Raw genomic sequence first — 18954 nt, 5'->3', positions numbered from 1 at the left:
CCCCTCGCTTGATGCCTGCAACGCTGGCAGACTGCCCATCCTTTAACGCCGTTCGTTTTGAGGCTGTATGCCAACGTTTTCTCAGCGTCATGTGTTGTTGCTGGCCAGTTACATCATCATTTTCGGCGGGTTGCTGCTGGTGCTGCCGCTGAAGTTGCTGCCCAGCCTGCTGGCCGGCCTGTTGGTCTATGAACTGGTCAACATGCTCACCCCCCAACTGCAACGACTGATCGAAGGCCGGCGCGCCCGTTGGCTGGCGGTGGCCTTGCTCGGCACCCTGATCGTCAGCGTACTCACCTTGATCTTCGCCGGCGCCATCAGCTTCCTGCTCCACGAAGCTGAAAACCCCGGGGCTTCCCTGGATAAATTCATGGGCGTGGTCGACCGCGCACGCGGCCAGTTACCGCCGTTCATCGACGCCTACCTGCCCGCCAGCGCCGCCGAGTTTCGCGTGGCCATCGGCGACTGGATGAGCAAGCACTTGAGCGAACTGCAACTGGTCGGCAAAGACGCCGCCCATATGTTCGTCACCTTGCTGATCGGCATGGTGCTCGGCGCCATCATCGCCCTGCAACGGGTGCCCGACCTGACCAAACGCAAACCCCTGGCCGCCGCGCTGTTCGACCGTTTGCACCTGCTGGTTCAGGCGTTTCGCAACATCGTCTTCGCCCAGATCAAAATCGCCGCGCTCAACACGGCTTTCACCGCCGTGTTTCTCGCCGTGGTGCTGCCGCTGTGCGGCATCCACCTGCCGCTGACCAAAACCCTGATCGTGCTGACCTTCCTGCTCGGCTTGCTGCCGGTGATCGGCAACCTGATGTCCAACACCCTGATCACCATCGTCGCGCTGTCGCTGTCGATCTGGGTGGCGGTAGCGGCGCTGGGGTATTTGATCGTGATCCACAAGGTCGAGTACTTCCTCAACGCGCGCATCGTCGGCGGGCAGATCAGTGCCAAGTCGTGGGAGTTACTGCTGGCGATGCTGGTGTTTGAAGCCGCGTTCGGTTTGCCGGGGGTGGTGGCGGGGCCGATTTATTATGCGTATCTGAAGAGTGAGCTGAAGTTGGGTGGGATGGTTTAGGCGCAGATGCGAGTTACAAGCTGCAAGCGGCAAGTGGAAGCAGATTGGCTTTTACTTGCCGCTTGCAGCTGAAAACTTACCGCTTAAGACCCATAACGCTTGCTGGCTTCAATCGCCAACCCGCTGCCGATACTGCCAAAGATATTGCCTTCCACATGCCGCGCATTCGGCAGCATCGCCGAGATACTGTGGCGCAACGCGGGGATGCCGCTGGAACCACCGGTGAAGAACACCGTGTCCACCTGGGCCACGCTCACCGAGGCGTCATTGAGCAGTTGCGTGACACTGCCGCGCACGCGTTCAAGCAGGTTGTCGATGGAGGACTCGAACAGCGCCCGGCTCAGGTCCACGCTCAGGCCGGCTTCGATACGGTCCAGTGGCACATGGCGGCTGTCTGCCTGCGTCAGCTGGATCTTGGTTTCTTCCACTTCCATCGCCAGCCAGTGCCCGGCGCGCTGTTCGATCAGCTTGAACAGGCGGTCGATGCCGCCGGTGTCTTCGATGTCGTAGCGCATGCTGCCCAGGGCCAGCTGGGACTTTTGCGAGTACACCGAGTTGATGGTGTGCCAGGTCGCCAGGTTCATGTGATGGCTGGTAGGCATGTAGGCGCCGCTCTTCATGCGGCTGCCGTAGCCGAACAGCGGCATCATGCCGGCCAGGGACAGCTGCTTGTCGAAGTCGGTACCGCCGATGTGCACGCCACCGGTGGCGAGGATGTCGCTCTGGCGGTTGTCGTTGTGACGGCGGTCCGGCGACAGGCGCACCAGGGAGAAGTCGGAGGTACCACCGCCGATGTCGACGATCAGCACCAGCTCCTCTTTTTCAATGGTGGACTCGTAGTCGAACGCCGCCGCAATCGGTTCGTACTGGAACGAGATGTCCTTGAAGCCGATCTTGCGCGCCACGTCCACCAGGGTGTTCTCGGCTTCCTGGTCGGCCATCGGGTCGTCATCGACGAAGAATACCGGGCGGCCCAATACCACTTCTTCGAACTCACGCCCCGCGTTGGCTTCGGCGCGGCTCTTGAGTTGGCCGATAAACAGCGCCAGCAGGTCGGTAAAAGGCATTGCAGTGCCAAGCACGCTGGTGTCGTGCTTGATCAGCTTGGAACCCAGCAGGCTCTTGAGCGAGCGCATCAAGCGGCCTTCGTAGTTCTCCAGGTATTCGTGCAGCGCCAAGCGACCGTACACCGGGCGGCGCTCCTCAAAGTTGAAGAAGACCACCGACGGCAGGGTGATTTTGTCGTCCTCCAGCGCGATCAGCGTTTCCATGCCGGGGCGGATCCAGCCGACGGTGGAGTTGGACGTGCCGAAGTCAATGCCGCAGGCACGGGCTGGGGATGGGTTTTTCATGTCTATCGGGTTCCGGTTTAAAAACGGCCGCGCAGTGTATGCCAGTCGCAAGCGCTTGCGTAGGCCAACCATCCGTTAAATCGTGCTTGAAAGTACGGGATTTGCCCCCACATCTGTTGCATACGGCTGATGCCGATAACACTTTGACGTACCCCCAGGCCGCAACCCTCACCAGGTGCAAACCAGCGCACGTTGCGCCCCGGGCAGTGCGATCTCGATAAAGGATGGTGAACCGTCGATGGATTTCAAAGATTACTACAAGATTCTGGGTGTCGAGCCGACGGCCGATGACAAGGAAATCAAGGCTGCCTATCGCAAGCTCGCGCGCAAATATCACCCCGATGTGAGCAAGGAAAAAGACGCCGAAGAGAAATTCAAGGACGCGTCCGAAGCCTATGAAGCGCTTAAAAGCGCCGACAAGCGAGCCGAGTACGACGAATTGCGCAAATACGGCCAGCATGGCCAGCCGTTCCAGGGCCCGCCGGGCTGGCAGAGCCGTGGCGGCTTTGGCGGAGGCCAGGACGCGGGCGATTTCTCGGACTTTTTCAGCTCGATCTTTGGCTCGCGCGGCGATGCTTTTGGTGGTGGCCAACGTCGTCCTACCGGGCGCAAGGGCCAGGATGTGGAGATGCAGCTGTCGGTCTCCCTTGAGGAAACCCTGTCGGCCGAGTCCAAGCAGATCAGCTTTCAGGTGCCGCAATACGACGCCTCTGGCCGGCATGTCAGCAATAGCGTCAAGAGCCTGAATGTGAAGATCCCCGCCGGTGTAGCCGACGGCGAGCGCATCCGTCTCAAGGCCCAGGGCGCGCCAGGCATTGGCGGTGGCGCCAATGGCGACCTGTACCTGATCATCAAGTTTGCGCCGCACCCCAAGTTCGAGGTCGATGGCGAGAACCTGGTCATCAACCTGCCGCTGGCCCCGTGGGAGTTGGCCTTGGGTGCGGAAGTGGCAGTGCCGACCCTGACCGGCAAGATCAACCTCAAGGTGCCTGCCGGCAGCCAGAATGGCCAGCGTATGCGCGCCAAGGGCCATGGCTTGCTGAACAAGGCCGGGCAACGTGGCTACCTGTTCATCCAGTTGAAGGCGGTCATGCCCCCTGCGGGCAATGAGGATGTGAAAGCGTTGTGGCAGGAGCTGGCGCAAAAAGCCGCTTTTAACCCACGCGAGCAGTTCTAAGGTCCTGTGGCGAGAGAGCAAGCTCCCTCGCCACATGAGTTTGAGCTAGAACAGGAAATATCGCTGCGCCATCGGCAGGACTTCAGCCGGTTCACACCACAGCAGTACGCCATCGGCCTTGACCTGATAGGTCTGCGGATCAACCTCGATATCCGGCAGGTAATCGTTGTGGATCAGGTCGCTTTTCTGCACATCGCGGCAGCCCTTGACCACTGCAATCTGCTTCTTCAATCCCAGGGCCTCGGGCAGGCCGGCGTCCTGTGCCGCCTGGCTGATAAACGTCAGACTGGTGGCGTGCAGTGAGCTGCCGAAGCTGGCGAACATCGGGCGGTAATGCACCGGTTGCGGTGTGGGAATCGAGGCGTTGGCATCGCCCATCAGGCTCGACGCAATCGCGCCGCCCTTGAGGATCAGGGTCGGCTTGATACCGAAAAACGCCGGGCGCCACAACACCAGGTCCGCCCATTTGCCGACTTCGACGGAACCGACGATATGGCTCACGCCGTGGGTGATCGCCGGGTTGATGGTGTACTTGGCGATGTAGCGCTTGGCGCGGAAGTTGTCGTTGCCGGGGCCGTCACCTGGCAGTGGGCCGCGCTGTTTTTTCATCTTGTCGGCGGTCTGCCAGGTGCGCGTGATCACCTCGCCGACACGGCCCATGGCCTGGCTGTCTGAACTGATCATCGAGAACGCGCCGAGGTCATGCAGGATGTCTTCGGCGGCGATGGTCTCGCGGCGGATGCGGCTCTCGGCGAAGGCCACGTCTTCGGCGATGCTCGGGTCCAGGTGATGACACACCATCAGCATGTCCAAGTGCTCGTCGATGGTGTTGCGGGTGAATGGCCGCGTCGGGTTGGTAGAACTGGGCAGCACGTTCGGGTAACCGCACGCCTTGATGATGTCAGGTGCGTGGCCGCCACCGGCACCTTCAGTGTGGTAAGTGTGAATGGTGCGGCCCTTGAGCGCGGCGAGGGTGGTTTCGACGAAGCCCGACTCGTTGAGCGTGTCACTGTGGATCGCCACCTGCACATCGTACTGGTCGGCGACGCTCAGGCAGTTATCAATGCTGGCGGGCGTGGTGCCCCAGTCTTCATGCAGCTTCAAACCAATGGCACCGGCCTTGACCTGCTCGATCAACGGCTCGGGCAAACTGGCGTTGCCCTTGCCGGTGAACCCGATGTTCATCGGGAACGAATCACTGGCCTGCAGCATCCGTGCAAGGTGCCACGGACCCGACGTGCAGGTGGTGGCGTTGGTACCGGTGGCCGGCCCGGTGCCGCCACCGATCATGGTGGTGACGCCGCTGGTCAGTGCTTCTTCGATCTGCTGCGGGCAGATGAAGTGCACATGGGAGTCGATGCCGCCGGCGGTGAGGATCATGCCTTCACCGGCGATCACTTCGGTGCTGGCGCCAATGGCCATGGTCACGCCGGGCTGGATATCCGGGTTGCCGGCCTTGCCGATGGCATGGATGCGACCGTTCTTCAAGCCAACGTCAGCCTTGACGATGCCCCAGTGGTCAATGATCAGCGCATTGGTGATCAGGGTGTCCACTACCTCATGGGCGAGCAACTGGCTCTGGCCCTGGCCGTCACGGATCACCTTGCCGCCGCCGAATTTGACTTCTTCGCCATAGACGGTGAAGTCCTGTTCGACTTCGACAAACAGCTCGGTGTCGGCCAGGCGGACTTTGTCGCCGACGGTTGGGCCATACATGTCGGCGTAGGCTTGGCGGCTGATTTTCATGTGGTTGCCCTGATTAATTGTGTTGAATGTGAGATCGCTATCGCGGGCAAGCCCGCTCCCACATTTTGATTTGTGAGCACTGTCAAAAGGTGGGAGCTGGCTTGCCTGCGATGAGGCCCTAGAGGTCGCCCATAATCCGACCGGCAAACCCGAACACCCGGCGTCCGCCGCTCAAATCGACTAACTCCACCTCCCGACGCTGCCCCGGCTCAAACCGAACCGCCGTGCCTGCCGGAATATTCAGGCGCATACCGCGGCTCGCTGAACGGTCAAATTCCAGCGCGTCATTGGTCTCGAAAAAATGGTAATGCGAGCCCACTTGGATCGGCCGGTCGCCGCTATTGGCCACGCTCAAGGTGACGGTGCGGCGGCCGACATTCAGTTCGATCTCGCCAGGCTGGATCTGATATTCACCAGGAATCATGCCGGTTGCCCCAGGGTCTTGTAGTAGATGGCGGTCGGGCTGTAGCGCCCGTCCGGGCTTTGGCAGTAATCGGGCAGCTCACCGATCTTGATGTAGCGCAGCGACTGATAGAAGGCTTCGGCGCCGGAGCCGGCCTCGGTGTCCAGATACAGCAGGCCGCGCTTGTGCTGGCGTGCGGCGAGCTCCAGGCTGTGCATCAATTGCTGGCCCAGGCCATGGCGGCGGGCGCTGCTGTGCACCAGCAACTTTTGCACTTCGGCGCGGTTGAGGCCATTGGCCTTTTGGCACAGCGCCAGTTGTACACTGGCGACTACCCGTTCTTCACGTACCACCACCCACAACAGCAGGCTGGCGTCTTCGATACCGGCTTGCACGCCGGCCAGATACTCGCGGGCCTGGGCCTCATCGAAGTCGGCCATAAAGCCCACCGACGCGCCATGCTGCACCGCGTCCAGCAACAACTCGATCAAGCCCAGGCGGTAATGGGCAAAACTTTCAGCATTGACTCGACGCAGTTGTGCAGCGTTCATCGATCTCACTCCTTGGGCGGTTCGGCGCCCGGGTTCAAGGTCAGTTGCATAAAGGTCAGGTCCAGCCAGTGGCCGAACTTGATGCCCACTTGAGGCATCTGCCCGGTAATGGTGAAACCCAGGCGCTCATGCAGGCGGATCGAGGCCAGGTTGCCGCTTTCGATGGCGGCGACCATGACGTGCTTGCCGCAGCTGCGGGCGCGCTCGATCAGGGCCTGCATCAGGCGTGGACCGAGGCCTTTGCCGCGCTGGTCATTGCGCACGTACACCGAGTGTTCGACGCTGTAGCGAAAGCCTTCGAAAGGTCGCCAGTCGCCGAATGAGGCGTAGCCGGTGACTTCGTCGTTTTCCACCGCGACCAGGATCGGGTACTGCTGCGCCTGGCGTGCGCTGAACCAGGCTTGGCGGTTGGCCAGGTCCACCGGTTGTTCGTTCCAGATCGCCGTGGTGTTGAGCACCGCGTCGTTGTAGATGTCGCGGATCGCCGGCAGGTCTTGCTCGGTAGCATCACGAATCATGGCCGGGCCTCACGCGATTGGCTGGTGGACAGTCACCAGCTTGGTGCCATCGGGGAAGGTGGCTTCCACCTGGATATCCGGGATCATTTCCGGGATGCCTTCCATCACTTGCTCGCGGCTGAGCAAGGTGGTGCCGAAGTGCATCAACTCGGCCACGGTGCGGCCATCGCGAGCGCCTTCCATCAGCGCGGCCGAGATATAGGCGATGGTTTCCGGGTAGTTGAGCTTCACGCCGCGCGCCAAGCGGCGCTCGGCCACCAGGCCGGCGGTGAAGATCAGCAGTTTGTCTTTTTCCCGTGGGGTCAAATCCATGGTTCAAGGTCCTTCAAACAGCATTCATAAAAACACCGCAGATCCCCTGTGGAAACAGGCCGGTGTGGGAGCTGGCTTGCCTGCGATAGCGGTGTATCAGGCACACCGCCATCGCAGGCAAGCCAGCTCCCACATAAACTCAGTTTCACTTGTTGATCTTCATGTGCTCCAGATTCGTGGTGCGACGGCTTCTCGCCCCAGCACTGCCGGGCGCAACAGCCGCCATAAATCAATCAACCACCCCCGCGCCAACAGCGCTTCCTCGGCCAGACAACGCGCCACCAGCAACCCAGGCAGTTGGGTCAAATCTCCGCGCACCGCGTGGGGCAGCGAGCGGCAACGCTCAAGCAATTCAGGATCGACCTCACCCGTCACCAGCAACGTGGCAAACACCGGCTGCCCATCCAGCCCGATGGGCGAATCCAGCAACCCATCGGCGCCCACAATGCGCTGGCGCTCATGCCAGAGCAACTGGCCGTCGCGGCGAATATCCAGGTGTGATTGAAAGTGGCCGAGGTCGAACCGCTCGCCGCTGGCCGGGCGCCCCAGGGCGACCACGTCCCAGTAGAACAACCGCGCATCGCCCGAGAGCTCGATGCGCGTAGTGAGTTCGGCCTGGGCGGCGCTGAACACGATGGTTTCCTGGGGCAGCCATTCCAGGGTCGCGCCGGCCTCGACGGTCAACTCAAGTTGCTGAAATGCCGGGCCGCTGGCGCGGTACCACTTGGCGGCGCCGGGGCTGGTCAACTGCGCCCATGCACCGGCGCTGACGTGGGCGCTGATGTCCAGGCGATCGCCGCCGGCAATTCCGCCGGGCGGGTGCACGATGATGTGCTGGCACACCTGGGGGCCTTCGGCGTACAGGTGCTTTTGCACGCGCAGCGGGCCCAGGTGGCGGCGCAATACCGGGCGCGTGGTGTCGCCGAAACGCGCGTAGCCGAGTTCCAGCGCGGCGTGCCAGCTGGGGGTGAACAGGGCAGGGGAAACGGGCAGGTTCATGGTTTTTGGCTTAATGTCGTGACGCCACAGATTAGATGGTTACGAGGCCGCGTACACCTTCGCTCTCCATATTTTCACCGCGGCCCTGCTGCACGATTTCACCGCGTGACATCACCAGGTAGTGGTCGGCCAGTTCGGCAGCGAAGTCGTAGAACTGCTCCACCAGCAGGATCGCCATGTCGCCACGCTCGGCAAGCTTCTTGATCACCGCACCGATCTCCTTGATCACCGACGGCTGGATACCTTCGGTGGGCTCATCGAGGATCAGCAGGCGCGGGCGGCTGGCCAGGGCGCGGCCAATCGCCAACTGTTGCTGCTGGCCCCCGGACAAATCGCCGCCGCGTCGATGCTTCATCTGCAGCAACACCGGAAACAGCTCGTAGATGAACGCGGGCACTTCCCTGGCTTCGGAACCGGGGAAGCGCGACAGCCCCATCAGCAGATTTTCTTCCACCGTCAGCCGGCCAAAAATCTCCCGGCCCTGAGGCACATAAGCGATCCCGGCATGGACACGCTGGTGCGGCTTGAAGCCGGTGATGGCCTTGCCTTCCCAATTTACCGCGCCCTCCTTGGCCGGCAGCAAGCCCATCAGGCACTTGAGCAGGGTGGTCTTGCCCACGCCGTTGCGGCCGAGCAGGCAGGTGACTTCGCCGATTTTCACGTCGAAGGACAGCCCGCGCAGGATGTGGCTACCGCCGTAGTACTGGTGCAGTTTGTCGACTTGCAGCATTCTCAATACCTCTTCAATCCCCCTGCGGGAACCGGATCAAATGTGGGAGCTGGCTTGCCTGCGATGCAGGCGACTCGGTGTTTGTGTGACACTGAGGTGACGCCATCGCAGGCAAGCCAGCTCCCACATAAAGCAGTTCGTGTCAGCGTTAGCGACCGAGGTAGACCTCGATCACCCGCTCATTTTCCTGCACCTGTTCCAGCGACCCTTCGGCCAATACGCTGCCCTGGTGCAACACGGTGACGTGATCAGCGATGGAGCCGACAAAGCCCATGTCGTGCTCCACCACCATCAACGAATGCTTGCCGGCCAGGCGCTTGAACAGTTCGGCAGTGAATTCGGTTTCGGCGTCGGTCATGCCGGCCACCGGTTCGTCGAGCAGCAACAGTTGCGGGTCTTGCATCAGCAACATGCCGATTTCCAGGAACTGCTTCTGACCGTGGGACAGTAAACCCGCGGGCCGATGCACCGAGGCGGTCAGGCGGATGGTGTCGAGTACTTCATCGATGCGGTCTTTTTGCTCGCCACTCAGGCGCGCCCGCAGGCTGGCCCACACCGACTTGTCGGTCTTCTGCGCCAGCTCAAGGTTTTCGAACACGCTGAGGGCTTCGAACACCGTGGGTTTCTGGAACTTGCGGCCGATACCGGCCTGGGCGATTTTCACTTCGCTCATGCTGGTCAGATCCAGGGTTTCGCCGAACCAGGCCCTGCCGTGGCTGGGCCGGGTCTTGCCGGTGATCACGTCCATCAGCGTGGTCTTGCCCGCGCCGTTGGGACCGATGATGCAGCGCAATTCGCCGACGCCGATATACAGGTTCAGGTCATTCAACGCTTTGAAACCGTCGAAGCTGACGCTGATATCTTCCAGGGTCAGGATGGTGCCGTGGCGGGTGTTGAGCCCTTTGCCTGCGGCCTGGCCGATACCGATCGCATCGCGGCCGCTGCCCGCATCGAAAATAGGTTCAAGCATGACGTTCCTCATTTCTTCAGCAGGCCGATAACGCCCTTGGGCAGGTACAGGGTGACGATGATGAACAGCGCCCCCAGGAAGAACAGCCAGTACTCGGGAAACGCCACCGTGAACCAGCTCTTCATGCCGTTGACCACCCCAGCGCCGAGCAATGGCCCGATCAGTGTGCCCCGCCCGCCGAGGGCGACCCATACGGCGGCCTCGATGGAGTTGGTCGGCGACATTTCGCTGGGGTTGATAATGCCCACCTGCGGCACATACAGCGCCCCCGCCAACCCGCACAACACTGCGCTCAACACCCACACGAACAACTTGAAGCCACGCGGGTCGTAACCACAGAACATCAGGCGGTTCTCGGCATCGCGCAAGGCGGTCAGCACGCGGCCGAACTTGCTCTGCGCCAGGCGCCAGCCGATGTACAGGCTGGCTACCAGCAACAGCACCGTGGCCACAAATAACACCGCCCGTGTGCCAGGTTCTGTAATGCCAAAGCCCAGGATGCTGCGAAAGTTGGTAAAGCCGTTATTGCCGCCAAAGCCGGTCTCGTTGCGAAAGAACAACAGCATTCCGGCAAAGGTCAGGGCCTGGGTCATGATCGAGAAATACACGCCTTTGATCCGTGAGCGGAAGGCGAAGAAACCGAACACCAGCGCGAGCACTCCCGGGGCCAGCACCACCAGGCACAGCGCCCAGAGAAAGTTGTCGGTGCCCGCCCAGTACCAGGGCAATTCGGTCCAGGACAAAAAGGTCATGAACGCCGGCAACCCGTCGCCCGACGCCTGGCGCATCAGGTACATGCCCATGGCATAACCGCCCAGGGCGAAGAACAGACCGTGGCCCAGGGACAACATCCCGGCATAGCCCCACACCAGGTCCAGCGCGAGCGCGACGATGGCGTAGCAGAGGATCTTGCCCACCAGCGTCAGGGTGTAGGCCGATACATGCAGTGGATTGTCCGGCGCCAGCAGCGAACACAGTGGCAGCGCCAGCAGCAGGAACAGGATCACCACGCCGACGGCGATCGTCACCTTGGGGCCGGCCTTTTGCGTAGCCGTAAGCATCAATGGCTGGTTCATCAGTCGATCACCCGTCCTTTCAGTGCGAAGAGTCCTTGCGGGCGTTTCTGGATAAACAGAATAATCAGCGCGAGGATCAGGATCTTGCCGAGCACGGCACCGATTTGCGGTTCAAGAATCTTGTTGGCGATACCCAGGCCGAAGGCTGCCATTACGCTACCGGCCAACTGGCCGACGCCACCGAGTACCACCACCAGGAACGAGTCGATGATGTAGCTCTGGCCCAGGTCCGGGCCGACGTTGCCGATCTGGCTCAGGGCCACGCCGCCAAGGCCTGCGATGCCGGAGCCCAGACCAAAGGCGAGCATGTCCACGCGCCCGGTGGGCACGCCGCAGCAGGCGGCCATGTTGCGGTTCTGGGTGACGGCGCGCACGTTAAGGCCCAGGCGTGTCTTGTTCAGCAACAACCAGGTGAGCACCACCACGAACAGCGCGAAGGCAATGATGACGATGCGGTTGTACGGCAGCACCAGGTTGGGCAGTACTTGAATACCGCCGGACAGCCAGGCGGGGTTGGACACTTCGACGTTCTGCGCGCCGAACACCAGGCGTACCAGTTGGATCAGCATCAGGCTGATGCCCCAGGTGGCGAGCAGGGTTTCCAGTGGTCGGCCATAGAGGTGACGAATCACCGTGCGTTCCAGGGCCATGCCGATGGCGGCGGTGACGAAGAACGCCACCGGTAGCGCGATCAGCGGGTAGAACTCGATGGCCTGGGGCACATAGCGCTGCATCATCAGCTGCACCACATAGGTGGAGTAGGCGCCGAGCATCAGCATCTCGCCATGGGCCATGTTGATCACGCCGAGCAGGCCGAAGGTGATCGCCAGACCCAGTGCCGCCAGCAATAGAATCGAGCCCAGCGACATGCCGCTGAACGCCTGCCCGAGGATCTCGCCGACCATCAGTTTGCGTTTGACCTGGGCCAGGCTGGTTTCGGCGGCGGTGTGCACGGCGGCATCGGTTTCCACGCCCGGCGCGAGCAGCGCTTCGAGGCGCGTGCGTGCCAGCGGGTCGCCGGTGCTGCCGAGCAGACGCACGGCGGCCAGTCGCACCGCAGGGTCGGTGTCCACCAGTTGCAGGTTGGCCAGGGCCAGGCTGAGGGCGCTGTGCACATCCTCGTCGGTTTCGGCGGCGACCTGCTGGTCGAGGAATTTCAACTGCGCAGGCACAGCGCTTTTTTGCAGGGTTCGAGCTGCCGCCAGGCGAACCTTGGGATCGGCGGCGAGCAGTTGCTGGCTGGCTTGGACGTTGTCGATCAGGCCGCGCAGACGGTTGTTCAGGCGTACGGTCTTGGTTTCGCCGTTGACGTTAAGTTGGCCTTGTTGCAGGGCATCCACCAGCTCGATGCGCGCCGGGTCAGGCTGGGCGGCCCAGTCCTGGAGCAGCTTGGCTTGTTGCATCGGGTTGGCGTTGATGAAGTCTTCGGCATCGCTGGCGTGTGCGGCCAAAGGCAGCAATAGCAGCACGGCGAGGATGAAGCGGTGGAGGGCAGTGGGCATACAAAAATGTCCTGATCATGCGGGGACAGTGGGGGCGCTGGTTGTCTGTGGGAGCTGGCTTGCCTGCGATGGCATCGCTGCGGTGTGTCAGGCACACCGAGTTGTTTGCATCGCAGGCAAGCCAGCTCCCACATTGACCATGCCCTACATTAGAGTCGTGGGGCTTTAGTTGCTCTTCACCGCGTAATCCGGCTTCTTGTCATTGCCCGGGATGTAAGGGCTCCATGGCTGTGCCCGAATCGGTGCTTCGGTCTGCCACACCACCGAGAACTGCCCATCAGCCTGGATCTCGCCGATCATCACCGGCTTGTGCAGGTGGTGGTTGGTCTTGTCCATGGTCAGGGTAAAGCCCGACGGTGCGGCGAAGGTCTGGCCGCCCAGGGCTTCGCGCACTTTGTCGACGTCGGTGGACTTGGCTTTCTCTGCCGCCTGGGCCCACATATGGATGCCCACATAGGTGGCTTCCATCGGGTCGTTGGTCACGGCTTTGTCTGCGCCCGGCAGGTTGTGCTTCTTGGCGTAGGCTTTCCAGTCGGCGACGAATTTCTGGTTGACCGGGTTCTCTACCGACTGGAAGTAATTCCACGCCGCCAGGTTGCCCACCAGTGGTTTGGTGTCGATGCCGCGCAGTTCTTCTTCGCCCACCGAGAACGCCACCACCGGTACTTCGGTGGCTTTCAAGCCCTGGTTGGCCAGCTCTTTGTAGAACGGCACGTTGGAATCGCCGTTGACGGTGGAGACCACCGCAGTCTTGCCGCCGGCGGAGAATTTCTTGATGTTGGCGACGATGGTCTGGTAATCGGCATGGCCGAACGGGGTGTAGACCTCTTCGATATCTTTATCCGCCACACCTTTGGAATGCAGGAACGAGCGCAGGATCTTGTTGGTGGTGCGCGGGTACACGTAGTCGGTGCCCAGCAGGAAGAAGCGCTTGGCACTGCCGCCTTCTTCGCTCATCAGGTATTCCACTGCCGGAATCGCCTGCTGGTTCGGCGCCGCACCGGTGTAGAACACGTTAGGCGACATCTCTTCGCCTTCATATTGCACCGGGTAGAACAGCAAACCGTTGAGTTCTTCGAACACCGGCAATACGGATTTGCGCGACACCGAGGTCCAGCAGCCAAACACCACGGCAACCTTGTCCTGGGTCAACAGTTGCCGGCCTTTTTCTGCGAACAGCGGCCAGTTGGACGCCGGGTCCACCACCACTGGTTCGAGCATCTTGCCGTTCACGCCGCCCTTGGCGTTGATCTCGTCGATGGTCATCAGCGCCATGTCTTTAAGCGAGGTTTCGGAGATCGCCATGGTCCCGGACAACGAGTGCAGGATGCCGACCTTGATGGTCTCGGCGGCCTGGACGGTCCAGGTCAAACCCATGGCGACAATGGATGCCGACAAAGTGAAAGCCTTGATCAAGCTGCGACGCTGCATGGTGCGATCTCCGTGGACTCAACACTGTTATGAGGGGAAAGTTGAGCAGGTGATTGCAAGCGCTGTGCCGAGTCGGAAAAAGGCATGAAATGGTCGCTTCGCCCAGGTCAGCGCATGGGAAATGCACCATGAAATGGCGGGTCGGTCTGCCAGGTGCGTGGCTGTGCGCTACAACGGGGCGCGCTCAACGCTTGCGCATCAAACCGATAAAAAACAGCCCGCCAATCGCCGCCGTCGCCACGCCAATCGGCAAGTCTTCGGGCGCTATCAGTGTGTGTGCGGCGACATCGACCCACACCAGGAACACACTGCCCAGCAGCACGCACACTGGCAGTAAACGCCGGTGTTCGGCACCTATCAGGCGCCGGGCGATGTGCGGCACCATCAGCCCGACAAAGCCGATAGAGCCGCTGATGGACACCAGCACGCCGGTCATCAGCGAGGCGACCAGGAAGACTTTCAAGCGTACATTGCGTGCGTTCAAACCGAGGGTCACGGCGGTCTGCTCACCGGCCATCAATGCGTTGAGCGGGCGGGCCATGCCGAGCAGCAACAGCAACCCCAGCAGCACCGTGGTGGCGGGAATTGCCAGCAGTTCCCAGCGGGCCAGTCCCAGGCCGCCGAGCATCCAGAACATCACCGCCGAGGCGGCGCGGTGGTCACCCATGAACAGCAACAGGTTGGCCACCGCCATCATCACGAACGACACCGCTACACCGCACAGCAGCAGGCGATCACTTTCCAGGCGACCGTTGCGACTGGCTACGGCCAGCACCACCAACATACTCAGCAGTGCACCGATAAAGGCGGCGAGGGGCAAGGTCAGCAGGCCGATGATTTCACCCACATGCAGCACCACGATCACCGCGCCGAGGGTGGCGCCGGAGGTCACACCGAGCAGGTGCGGGTCGGCCAGCGAGTTACGCGTGACCGCCTGCAGTACCGCGCCAATCAGTGCCAGCCCGGCGCCTACCAGCGCCCCCAGTAGCATACGCGGCACACGGATCAGCCAGACGATATGTTCCTGGCCCACACTCCAGTCCACCACACCCAAGCCGAACACCTTGTTCAGCAAAATTCGCCACACCACGTCCACTGGCACCTGCGCCGAACCGAACCCCAGGGAGATCACGCAGGAGACCAGCAACAAGGCACCCAGGGCGCTTAATAACAGGACGTAGTGACGGGTGATCATTCGCCGTGAAACCCCTTGGCCAGGGTTTCAACCGCTAGCACGTTGTCGATGCTTGGTGTGGCTTGCATATAGGGGATCACGATGAAGTGCTGGTGCTTGATGGCCTCCACCGATTGCAGTGCAGGGTGGTCAAGCAGGAACTGTTTCTTCTGTTCGGCGGTGACCTCGCTGTAGTCAACGATCACGATGACTTGTGGGTTGCGCTCAACGACGGTTTCCCAGTTGACTCGGGTCCAGCTGGCGTCGATGTCATCGAGGATGTTGCGCCCGCCGGCGGCGTCGATCAGCGCCTGGGGCATGCCCAGGCGGCCCGAGGTCATGGCGCGGTCTTCGCCGCTGTCGTAAAGGAACACCCGTGGCTTGTCGGCGGGCAGGTCTTTTTGCACCTCGGCCACTTGCGCCTGCATCTGGGCGATAAGGGTATTGGCGCGATCCTGCACGTCGAAGATCCTGCCCAGGTTGCGCAGGTCGTTATAGGTATCGTCGAGGCTTGCGGCTGGGCGCTTCATCACGAACGCACATGACTCGGTCAACTCATACACATTGATGCCCAAGGGTTGCAGGGTGTACGGCGTGAGGTCGCCGCCCACGCGCATACCGTAATCCCAGCCGGCGAAGAAGAAATCCACGTTGGCGTTGAGCAGGGTTTCCACCGACGGGTACTTGCTCGCCAGTTCCGGCAGGCCGTCGAGGAGCGTGGCCATTTGCGGCGGTACTGACTTCCAGCCGGTCACGCCGCTGTAGCCGGCCATGCGTGGCTTGAGGCCCAGGGCGAGCATCATCTGGGTCATGTTGATGTCGTGGCTGACCGCGTGTTGTGGGGCTTGCTGGAAGGTTACGGCGCGGTTGCAACTTTTGATGGTCAGCGGGTATCGGGTGTTTTCGGCGAGAGCATGGGCCGTGCCGAGCAACAGAGGCAGAGACAGCAGGACGCGCAGGATCATGGCTGGGTTATCCAAGTGATTCGTGGGTAGCCGTCCAAGGGGTGAGTGTCGATCAAGGCCTCGACGCCAAACACGTCGCGCAGCAACGCGGCGGTCAGCACTTCGTGGGGCGTGCCGCTGGCGACGATGCGCCCGTGGTGGATCACGTACAGGCGATCACAGAAGGCGGCGGCCAGGTTGAGGTCGTGGATGCTGGCCAGGGTGCCGATGTTCAAACGCCTGACCAGCCTGAGCAACTCAAGTTGATAACGCGGGTCGAGGTGGTTGGTCGGCTCGTCAAGGATCAACAGTTGCGGTTGCTGGGCCAGGGCGCGGGCAAGGATGACGCGCTGTTTTTCACCGCCGGACAGGGTCGCGAAGGCATGGTCCTCGAAGCCTTGCATGCCCACCGATTCCAGCGCTTGAAGGATCAGTTGCTGGTCGTGCAGTGTGTCGCTGTCGAACAAACCCTTGTGGGGTGTGCGCCCCATGGCGACCACCTCATCCACGCGTAAGCCGAAGGTATCGGGAAACTCCTGCAGCACCACGGCGATGCGTTGCGCGCACCACTTTGCGCTTTGCTTCCAGACATTCTGGTGCGCAAGCGATACATCACCGTGTTCTGGCCGGGTGAACCGATAGGCGCAGCGCAACAGGCTGGTCTTGCCACTGCCGTTAGGCCCGATCAGCCCGACAAACTCCCCGGCACCGACGCGCAGGCTGGCGTCACGCAGTTGGAACTGGTGATGGCAGTGGTTGTGGCCGGGTGGAGTCCAAGCCAGGTCGGTGAGGGTGAGTGAGGTCATTAGAAGGTGTAGTCCGCGGTAATGAACATGGAGCGAGGTACACCTAGAATCCACTGCTGCCCATCGTTGTATTGGCTGACCGCATAAGTGCGATCGAACAGGTTATTGAGTTGCAGGCCCAGCGTGGTGTCGCGCATGGCTTTCCACGACAACGTGGCATCGACCACGGTATAGCTCGGCAGCTCGCTCTGGTTGGCCATATCGGCATAGCGTGCGTCGACGTAACGCACACCGGCAGCGGCACGCACGTTGTCGGTCACGGCCTTGCTCAGCCACAGGTTGGCGGTGCGGCGCGGAACGTCCACCGGGCGGTTGCCGTCGCGGGAGACCTGTACGCCGTTGACGTCTTGTTTGAAATCGTCGTACTGCGCCCGCACGACGGCGGCGTTGGCTTGCAACTGCCAGGCGTGGGGCAGTTGCAAGTCGAGGCTGGCTTCCAGGCCGTTGGAGGATTGTTGGCCGACTTGCTGTTTGAAGTCCGGCTCACCCGGCACATCCGTCAGCAGTTTCTTTTTGACGATGTGGTAGGCGGCGAGGGTCCATTCTCCGCGGGCACCCCAGAACGCTTGTTTGATGCCGACCTCGGTCTGCTTGGCGGTAGACAGGTCGAACTGTTGCTGGCTCGGGCTCAGGGAGATCAGCCCGCCGACGCCGTCGGTGCTGGTGGCGTACTGGCCGTAGACCGAGGTGTCCGGGGTGATCGCGTAGACCAGACCGGCTTTCCAGTTATTGCCGGTGAGGGTTTTGTCGGATTGGCCGCCAGTGCGCAGGTCGTCGCGGTCGATATGCGCGTAGTCGCGGCGGATACCGGTGATCAGCGTGAGTTGGTCGGTCAACTGCAAGCGGTTTTCAGCAAAACCTGCGAAGGTTTTGGTCGTAGTGGAAAACACCGGTTTGAACGGGTCTTTACTGGCAAACGGCGCGGGCGCCGGGTGATACAGGTCGATGGGTTGGCCGGTTCCCGACACATCATTAAATGGCGTGTTGCTCGCCAGGCGAAAGCGAATGCGGTTGTATTCCACGCCCGCTACGGTCTGGCTATCGAGGCCGAACAGGGTGTGCTTGAAGGTGAAGGTCTGGCGGTCGCCCACCTGTTCCTGATCGTGCTTGATACCGAAGTTGCCGCTGCGGGTCAGTTGGCCGTTGGTGAAATTGTAGTTCTCGGCGTTCTGCCAGCGACGCTGGTTTTTCAGGTAGTACAGCTCGTTGGTGGCGCTGACGTTGTCGTTGAGTTGCCACTCGCTGGTCAGGCGCGTCCACTGGTCGTTGTAGTGCTGGGTGTCGTTGCTGACGTTATAGTTCTTGTCGTGCAGGCCCTTGTGCAACTGGCCGTTGACCAGGGGCGTGCCGAAGTAGTTTTGTGGGCGCTGATCACCGTAGTCGCTGGCCAGGGTGAAACTCAGGTTGTCGGCTGGTTGCCAGCGCAGGGCGCCGCTGACGAAATCGCTGCTGGAATCGCCACGGTCGATGAAGCCGTTGCTGCGCAGGCGGTTGAGGTTCAAGCGGTAGCTCAAGGTGTCGGTCAGCGAGCCGCCGCTGTCGAGGGCTTGCTGCTGGCGGTCGTAGGAGCCGTAGCCAAGGCGGATATGGTTTTCGATCTCGCCCGCAAAGGGTTTTTTCGAGATCGTGTTGATCACCGCGCCGGTGGCGCCTTCGCCGTACAGCACCGAGGCCGGGCCGCGCAGCACGTCCACCCGCTCCACTGCCCAGCTGTCCACCGGGAAGGTCGAGGTGCCCATGCCGGTGTACATGCGGTTGCCGTCGTACAGCTGCATAACCGAGCTTTGGCCGGTAAAGCCGCGGGCCTGCAACGAGGTGCCGCCGTCGCCCGGCGTGCCGGTGCGGCTGATGCCGGTGGCGCGGGAGATGGCGTCCTGCACGCTGGCGTCGCCACGTTCGCGGATCTGGGCGCCGGTCTGGCTTTCAACGCTGCCGGGGGTTTGCAGCGCTGTGAGATTCAGGCGCGAACCGGCGGTGGTCGGGGTGTTGAGGTCAACGCGCTCACTATCCACTGCCGGTGCGGTAATGGGGCTGGCGGGCAGGGTCAGGGCCTGGGCGTTGGTATGCAGGGCGAGCAGGCACAGGCCGCTCGCAAGGTAGTTGTTCATCGGTCGATCAGTCGCTTCTTGAGAGGTACTCGCCGCAGGGCGCGGCGAGCAACGATAGCGCAGAAAGTGTTATA

Annotated in this window: 18 protein-coding genes; 2 read left to right on the top strand and 16 right to left on the bottom strand. The window is 61.7% G+C overall.

What is annotated here, in order from left to right; translation table 11 throughout:
- The first annotated feature begins 67 nt into the window (after nucleotides 1–67).
- A complete protein-coding gene (locus tag E3O56_RS13930; protein WP_032878157.1) occupies nucleotides 68–1081 on the top strand; it encodes an AI-2E family transporter in 1014 nt (337 codons plus the stop codon).
- 83 nt (nucleotides 1082–1164) lie between these two features.
- Here the strand turns inward: E3O56_RS13930 and E3O56_RS13925 are convergent, their stop codons facing one another.
- Complete coding sequence (locus E3O56_RS13925) at nucleotides 1165–2433, bottom strand: Hsp70 family protein (protein ID WP_078820160.1); 1269 nt, start codon at nucleotides 2431–2433, stop codon at nucleotides 1165–1167.
- A 238-nt stretch (nucleotides 2434–2671) separates the two neighbouring features.
- Between E3O56_RS13925 and E3O56_RS13920 the strand changes: the two genes are divergently transcribed.
- Nucleotides 2672–3610, top strand: a complete 939-nt coding sequence (locus E3O56_RS13920; RefSeq protein WP_032878155.1) for a DnaJ C-terminal domain-containing protein — start codon at nucleotides 2672–2674, stop codon at nucleotides 3608–3610.
- A gap of 45 nt (nucleotides 3611–3655) precedes the next feature.
- On the opposite strand, the gene ureC is transcribed toward E3O56_RS13920, so the two are convergent.
- The 15 genes from ureC to E3O56_RS13845 form a co-directional block, all read right to left on the bottom strand.
- Nucleotides 3656–5356, bottom strand: a complete 1701-nt coding sequence (gene ureC, locus E3O56_RS13915; RefSeq protein WP_078820161.1) for an urease subunit alpha — start codon at nucleotides 5354–5356, stop codon at nucleotides 3656–3658.
- A 118-nt stretch (nucleotides 5357–5474) separates the two neighbouring features.
- Nucleotides 5475–5780 (bottom strand): urease subunit beta, encoded by a 306-nt coding sequence (locus tag E3O56_RS13910; RefSeq protein WP_032878152.1) that lies wholly within the window; start codon nucleotides 5778–5780, stop codon nucleotides 5475–5477.
- Nucleotides 5777–6310, bottom strand: a complete 534-nt coding sequence (locus E3O56_RS13905) for a GNAT family N-acetyltransferase (RefSeq protein WP_223018727.1) — start codon at nucleotides 6308–6310, stop codon at nucleotides 5777–5779. The genes E3O56_RS13910 and E3O56_RS13905 overlap by 4 nt, the downstream gene beginning before the upstream one ends.
- Nucleotides 6311–6315: 5 nt before the next feature.
- A complete protein-coding gene (locus E3O56_RS13900) occupies nucleotides 6316–6828 on the bottom strand; it encodes a GNAT family N-acetyltransferase (protein ID WP_248128436.1) in 513 nt (170 codons plus the stop codon).
- A 9-nt stretch (nucleotides 6829–6837) separates the two neighbouring features.
- Nucleotides 6838–7140, bottom strand: a complete 303-nt coding sequence (ureA, locus tag E3O56_RS13895) for an urease subunit gamma (RefSeq protein ID WP_032878149.1) — start codon at nucleotides 7138–7140, stop codon at nucleotides 6838–6840.
- Nucleotides 7141–7299: 159 nt separating this feature from the next.
- The gene (locus E3O56_RS13890) at nucleotides 7300–8139 is read right to left on the bottom strand and encodes an urease accessory protein UreD (protein ID WP_032878148.1); all 840 of its coding nucleotides are present in this window, start codon (nucleotides 8137–8139) and stop codon (nucleotides 7300–7302) included.
- A 31-nt stretch (nucleotides 8140–8170) separates the two neighbouring features.
- Nucleotides 8171–8869 carry an urea ABC transporter ATP-binding subunit UrtE gene (urtE, locus tag E3O56_RS13885; RefSeq protein ID WP_078820165.1) on the bottom strand — a complete coding sequence of 233 codons (699 nt, stop codon included), beginning with the start codon at nucleotides 8867–8869 and terminating at the stop codon, nucleotides 8171–8173.
- A gap of 148 nt (nucleotides 8870–9017) precedes the next feature.
- Nucleotides 9018–9851, bottom strand: coding sequence for an urea ABC transporter ATP-binding protein UrtD (urtD, locus tag E3O56_RS13880; protein ID WP_248128435.1), 834 nt, complete (start codon nucleotides 9849–9851; stop codon nucleotides 9018–9020).
- Complete coding sequence (gene urtC, locus E3O56_RS13875) at nucleotides 9848–10915, bottom strand: urea ABC transporter permease subunit UrtC (protein ID WP_032878142.1); 1068 nt, start codon at nucleotides 10913–10915, stop codon at nucleotides 9848–9850. The genes urtD and urtC overlap by 4 nt, the downstream gene beginning before the upstream one ends.
- Nucleotides 10915–12417 (bottom strand): urea ABC transporter permease subunit UrtB, encoded by a 1503-nt coding sequence (gene urtB / locus E3O56_RS13870; protein WP_148852887.1) that lies wholly within the window; start codon nucleotides 12415–12417, stop codon nucleotides 10915–10917. Before urtB ends, urtC begins: the two co-directional genes overlap by 1 nt.
- 165 nt (nucleotides 12418–12582) lie before the next feature.
- Nucleotides 12583–13848, bottom strand: coding sequence for an urea ABC transporter substrate-binding protein (urtA, locus tag E3O56_RS13865; RefSeq protein ID WP_032878139.1), 1266 nt, complete (start codon nucleotides 13846–13848; stop codon nucleotides 12583–12585).
- Nucleotides 13849–14032: 184 nt separating this feature from the next.
- Entirely contained in the window at nucleotides 14033–15043 is a 1011-nt protein-coding gene (locus E3O56_RS13860; RefSeq protein ID WP_248128434.1) for an iron ABC transporter permease, read from the bottom strand.
- Nucleotides 15040–15987, bottom strand: a complete 948-nt coding sequence (locus tag E3O56_RS13855; protein WP_248128433.1) for an ABC transporter substrate-binding protein — start codon at nucleotides 15985–15987, stop codon at nucleotides 15040–15042. The genes E3O56_RS13860 and E3O56_RS13855 overlap by 4 nt, the downstream gene beginning before the upstream one ends.
- Nucleotides 15984–16772: an ABC transporter ATP-binding protein gene (locus E3O56_RS13850; RefSeq protein WP_078820168.1), complete on the bottom strand. Its 789-nt coding sequence runs from the start codon at nucleotides 16770–16772 to the stop codon at nucleotides 15984–15986. Before E3O56_RS13850 ends, E3O56_RS13855 begins: the two co-directional genes overlap by 4 nt.
- Nucleotides 16772–18880, bottom strand: coding sequence for a TonB-dependent receptor (locus E3O56_RS13845; RefSeq protein WP_248128432.1), 2109 nt, complete (start codon nucleotides 18878–18880; stop codon nucleotides 16772–16774). The genes E3O56_RS13850 and E3O56_RS13845 overlap by 1 nt, the downstream gene beginning before the upstream one ends.
- Nucleotides 18881–18954: the final 74 nt, after the last annotated feature.

The organism is Pseudomonas sp. W2Aug9, assembly GCF_023127755.1.
GTDB classification, from domain to species: domain Bacteria; phylum Pseudomonadota; class Gammaproteobacteria; order Pseudomonadales; family Pseudomonadaceae; genus Aquipseudomonas; species Aquipseudomonas synxantha_A.
The sequence above is the reverse complement of the archived record's forward strand: the minus strand, read 5'-3'. Positions and strand labels throughout refer to the sequence as shown.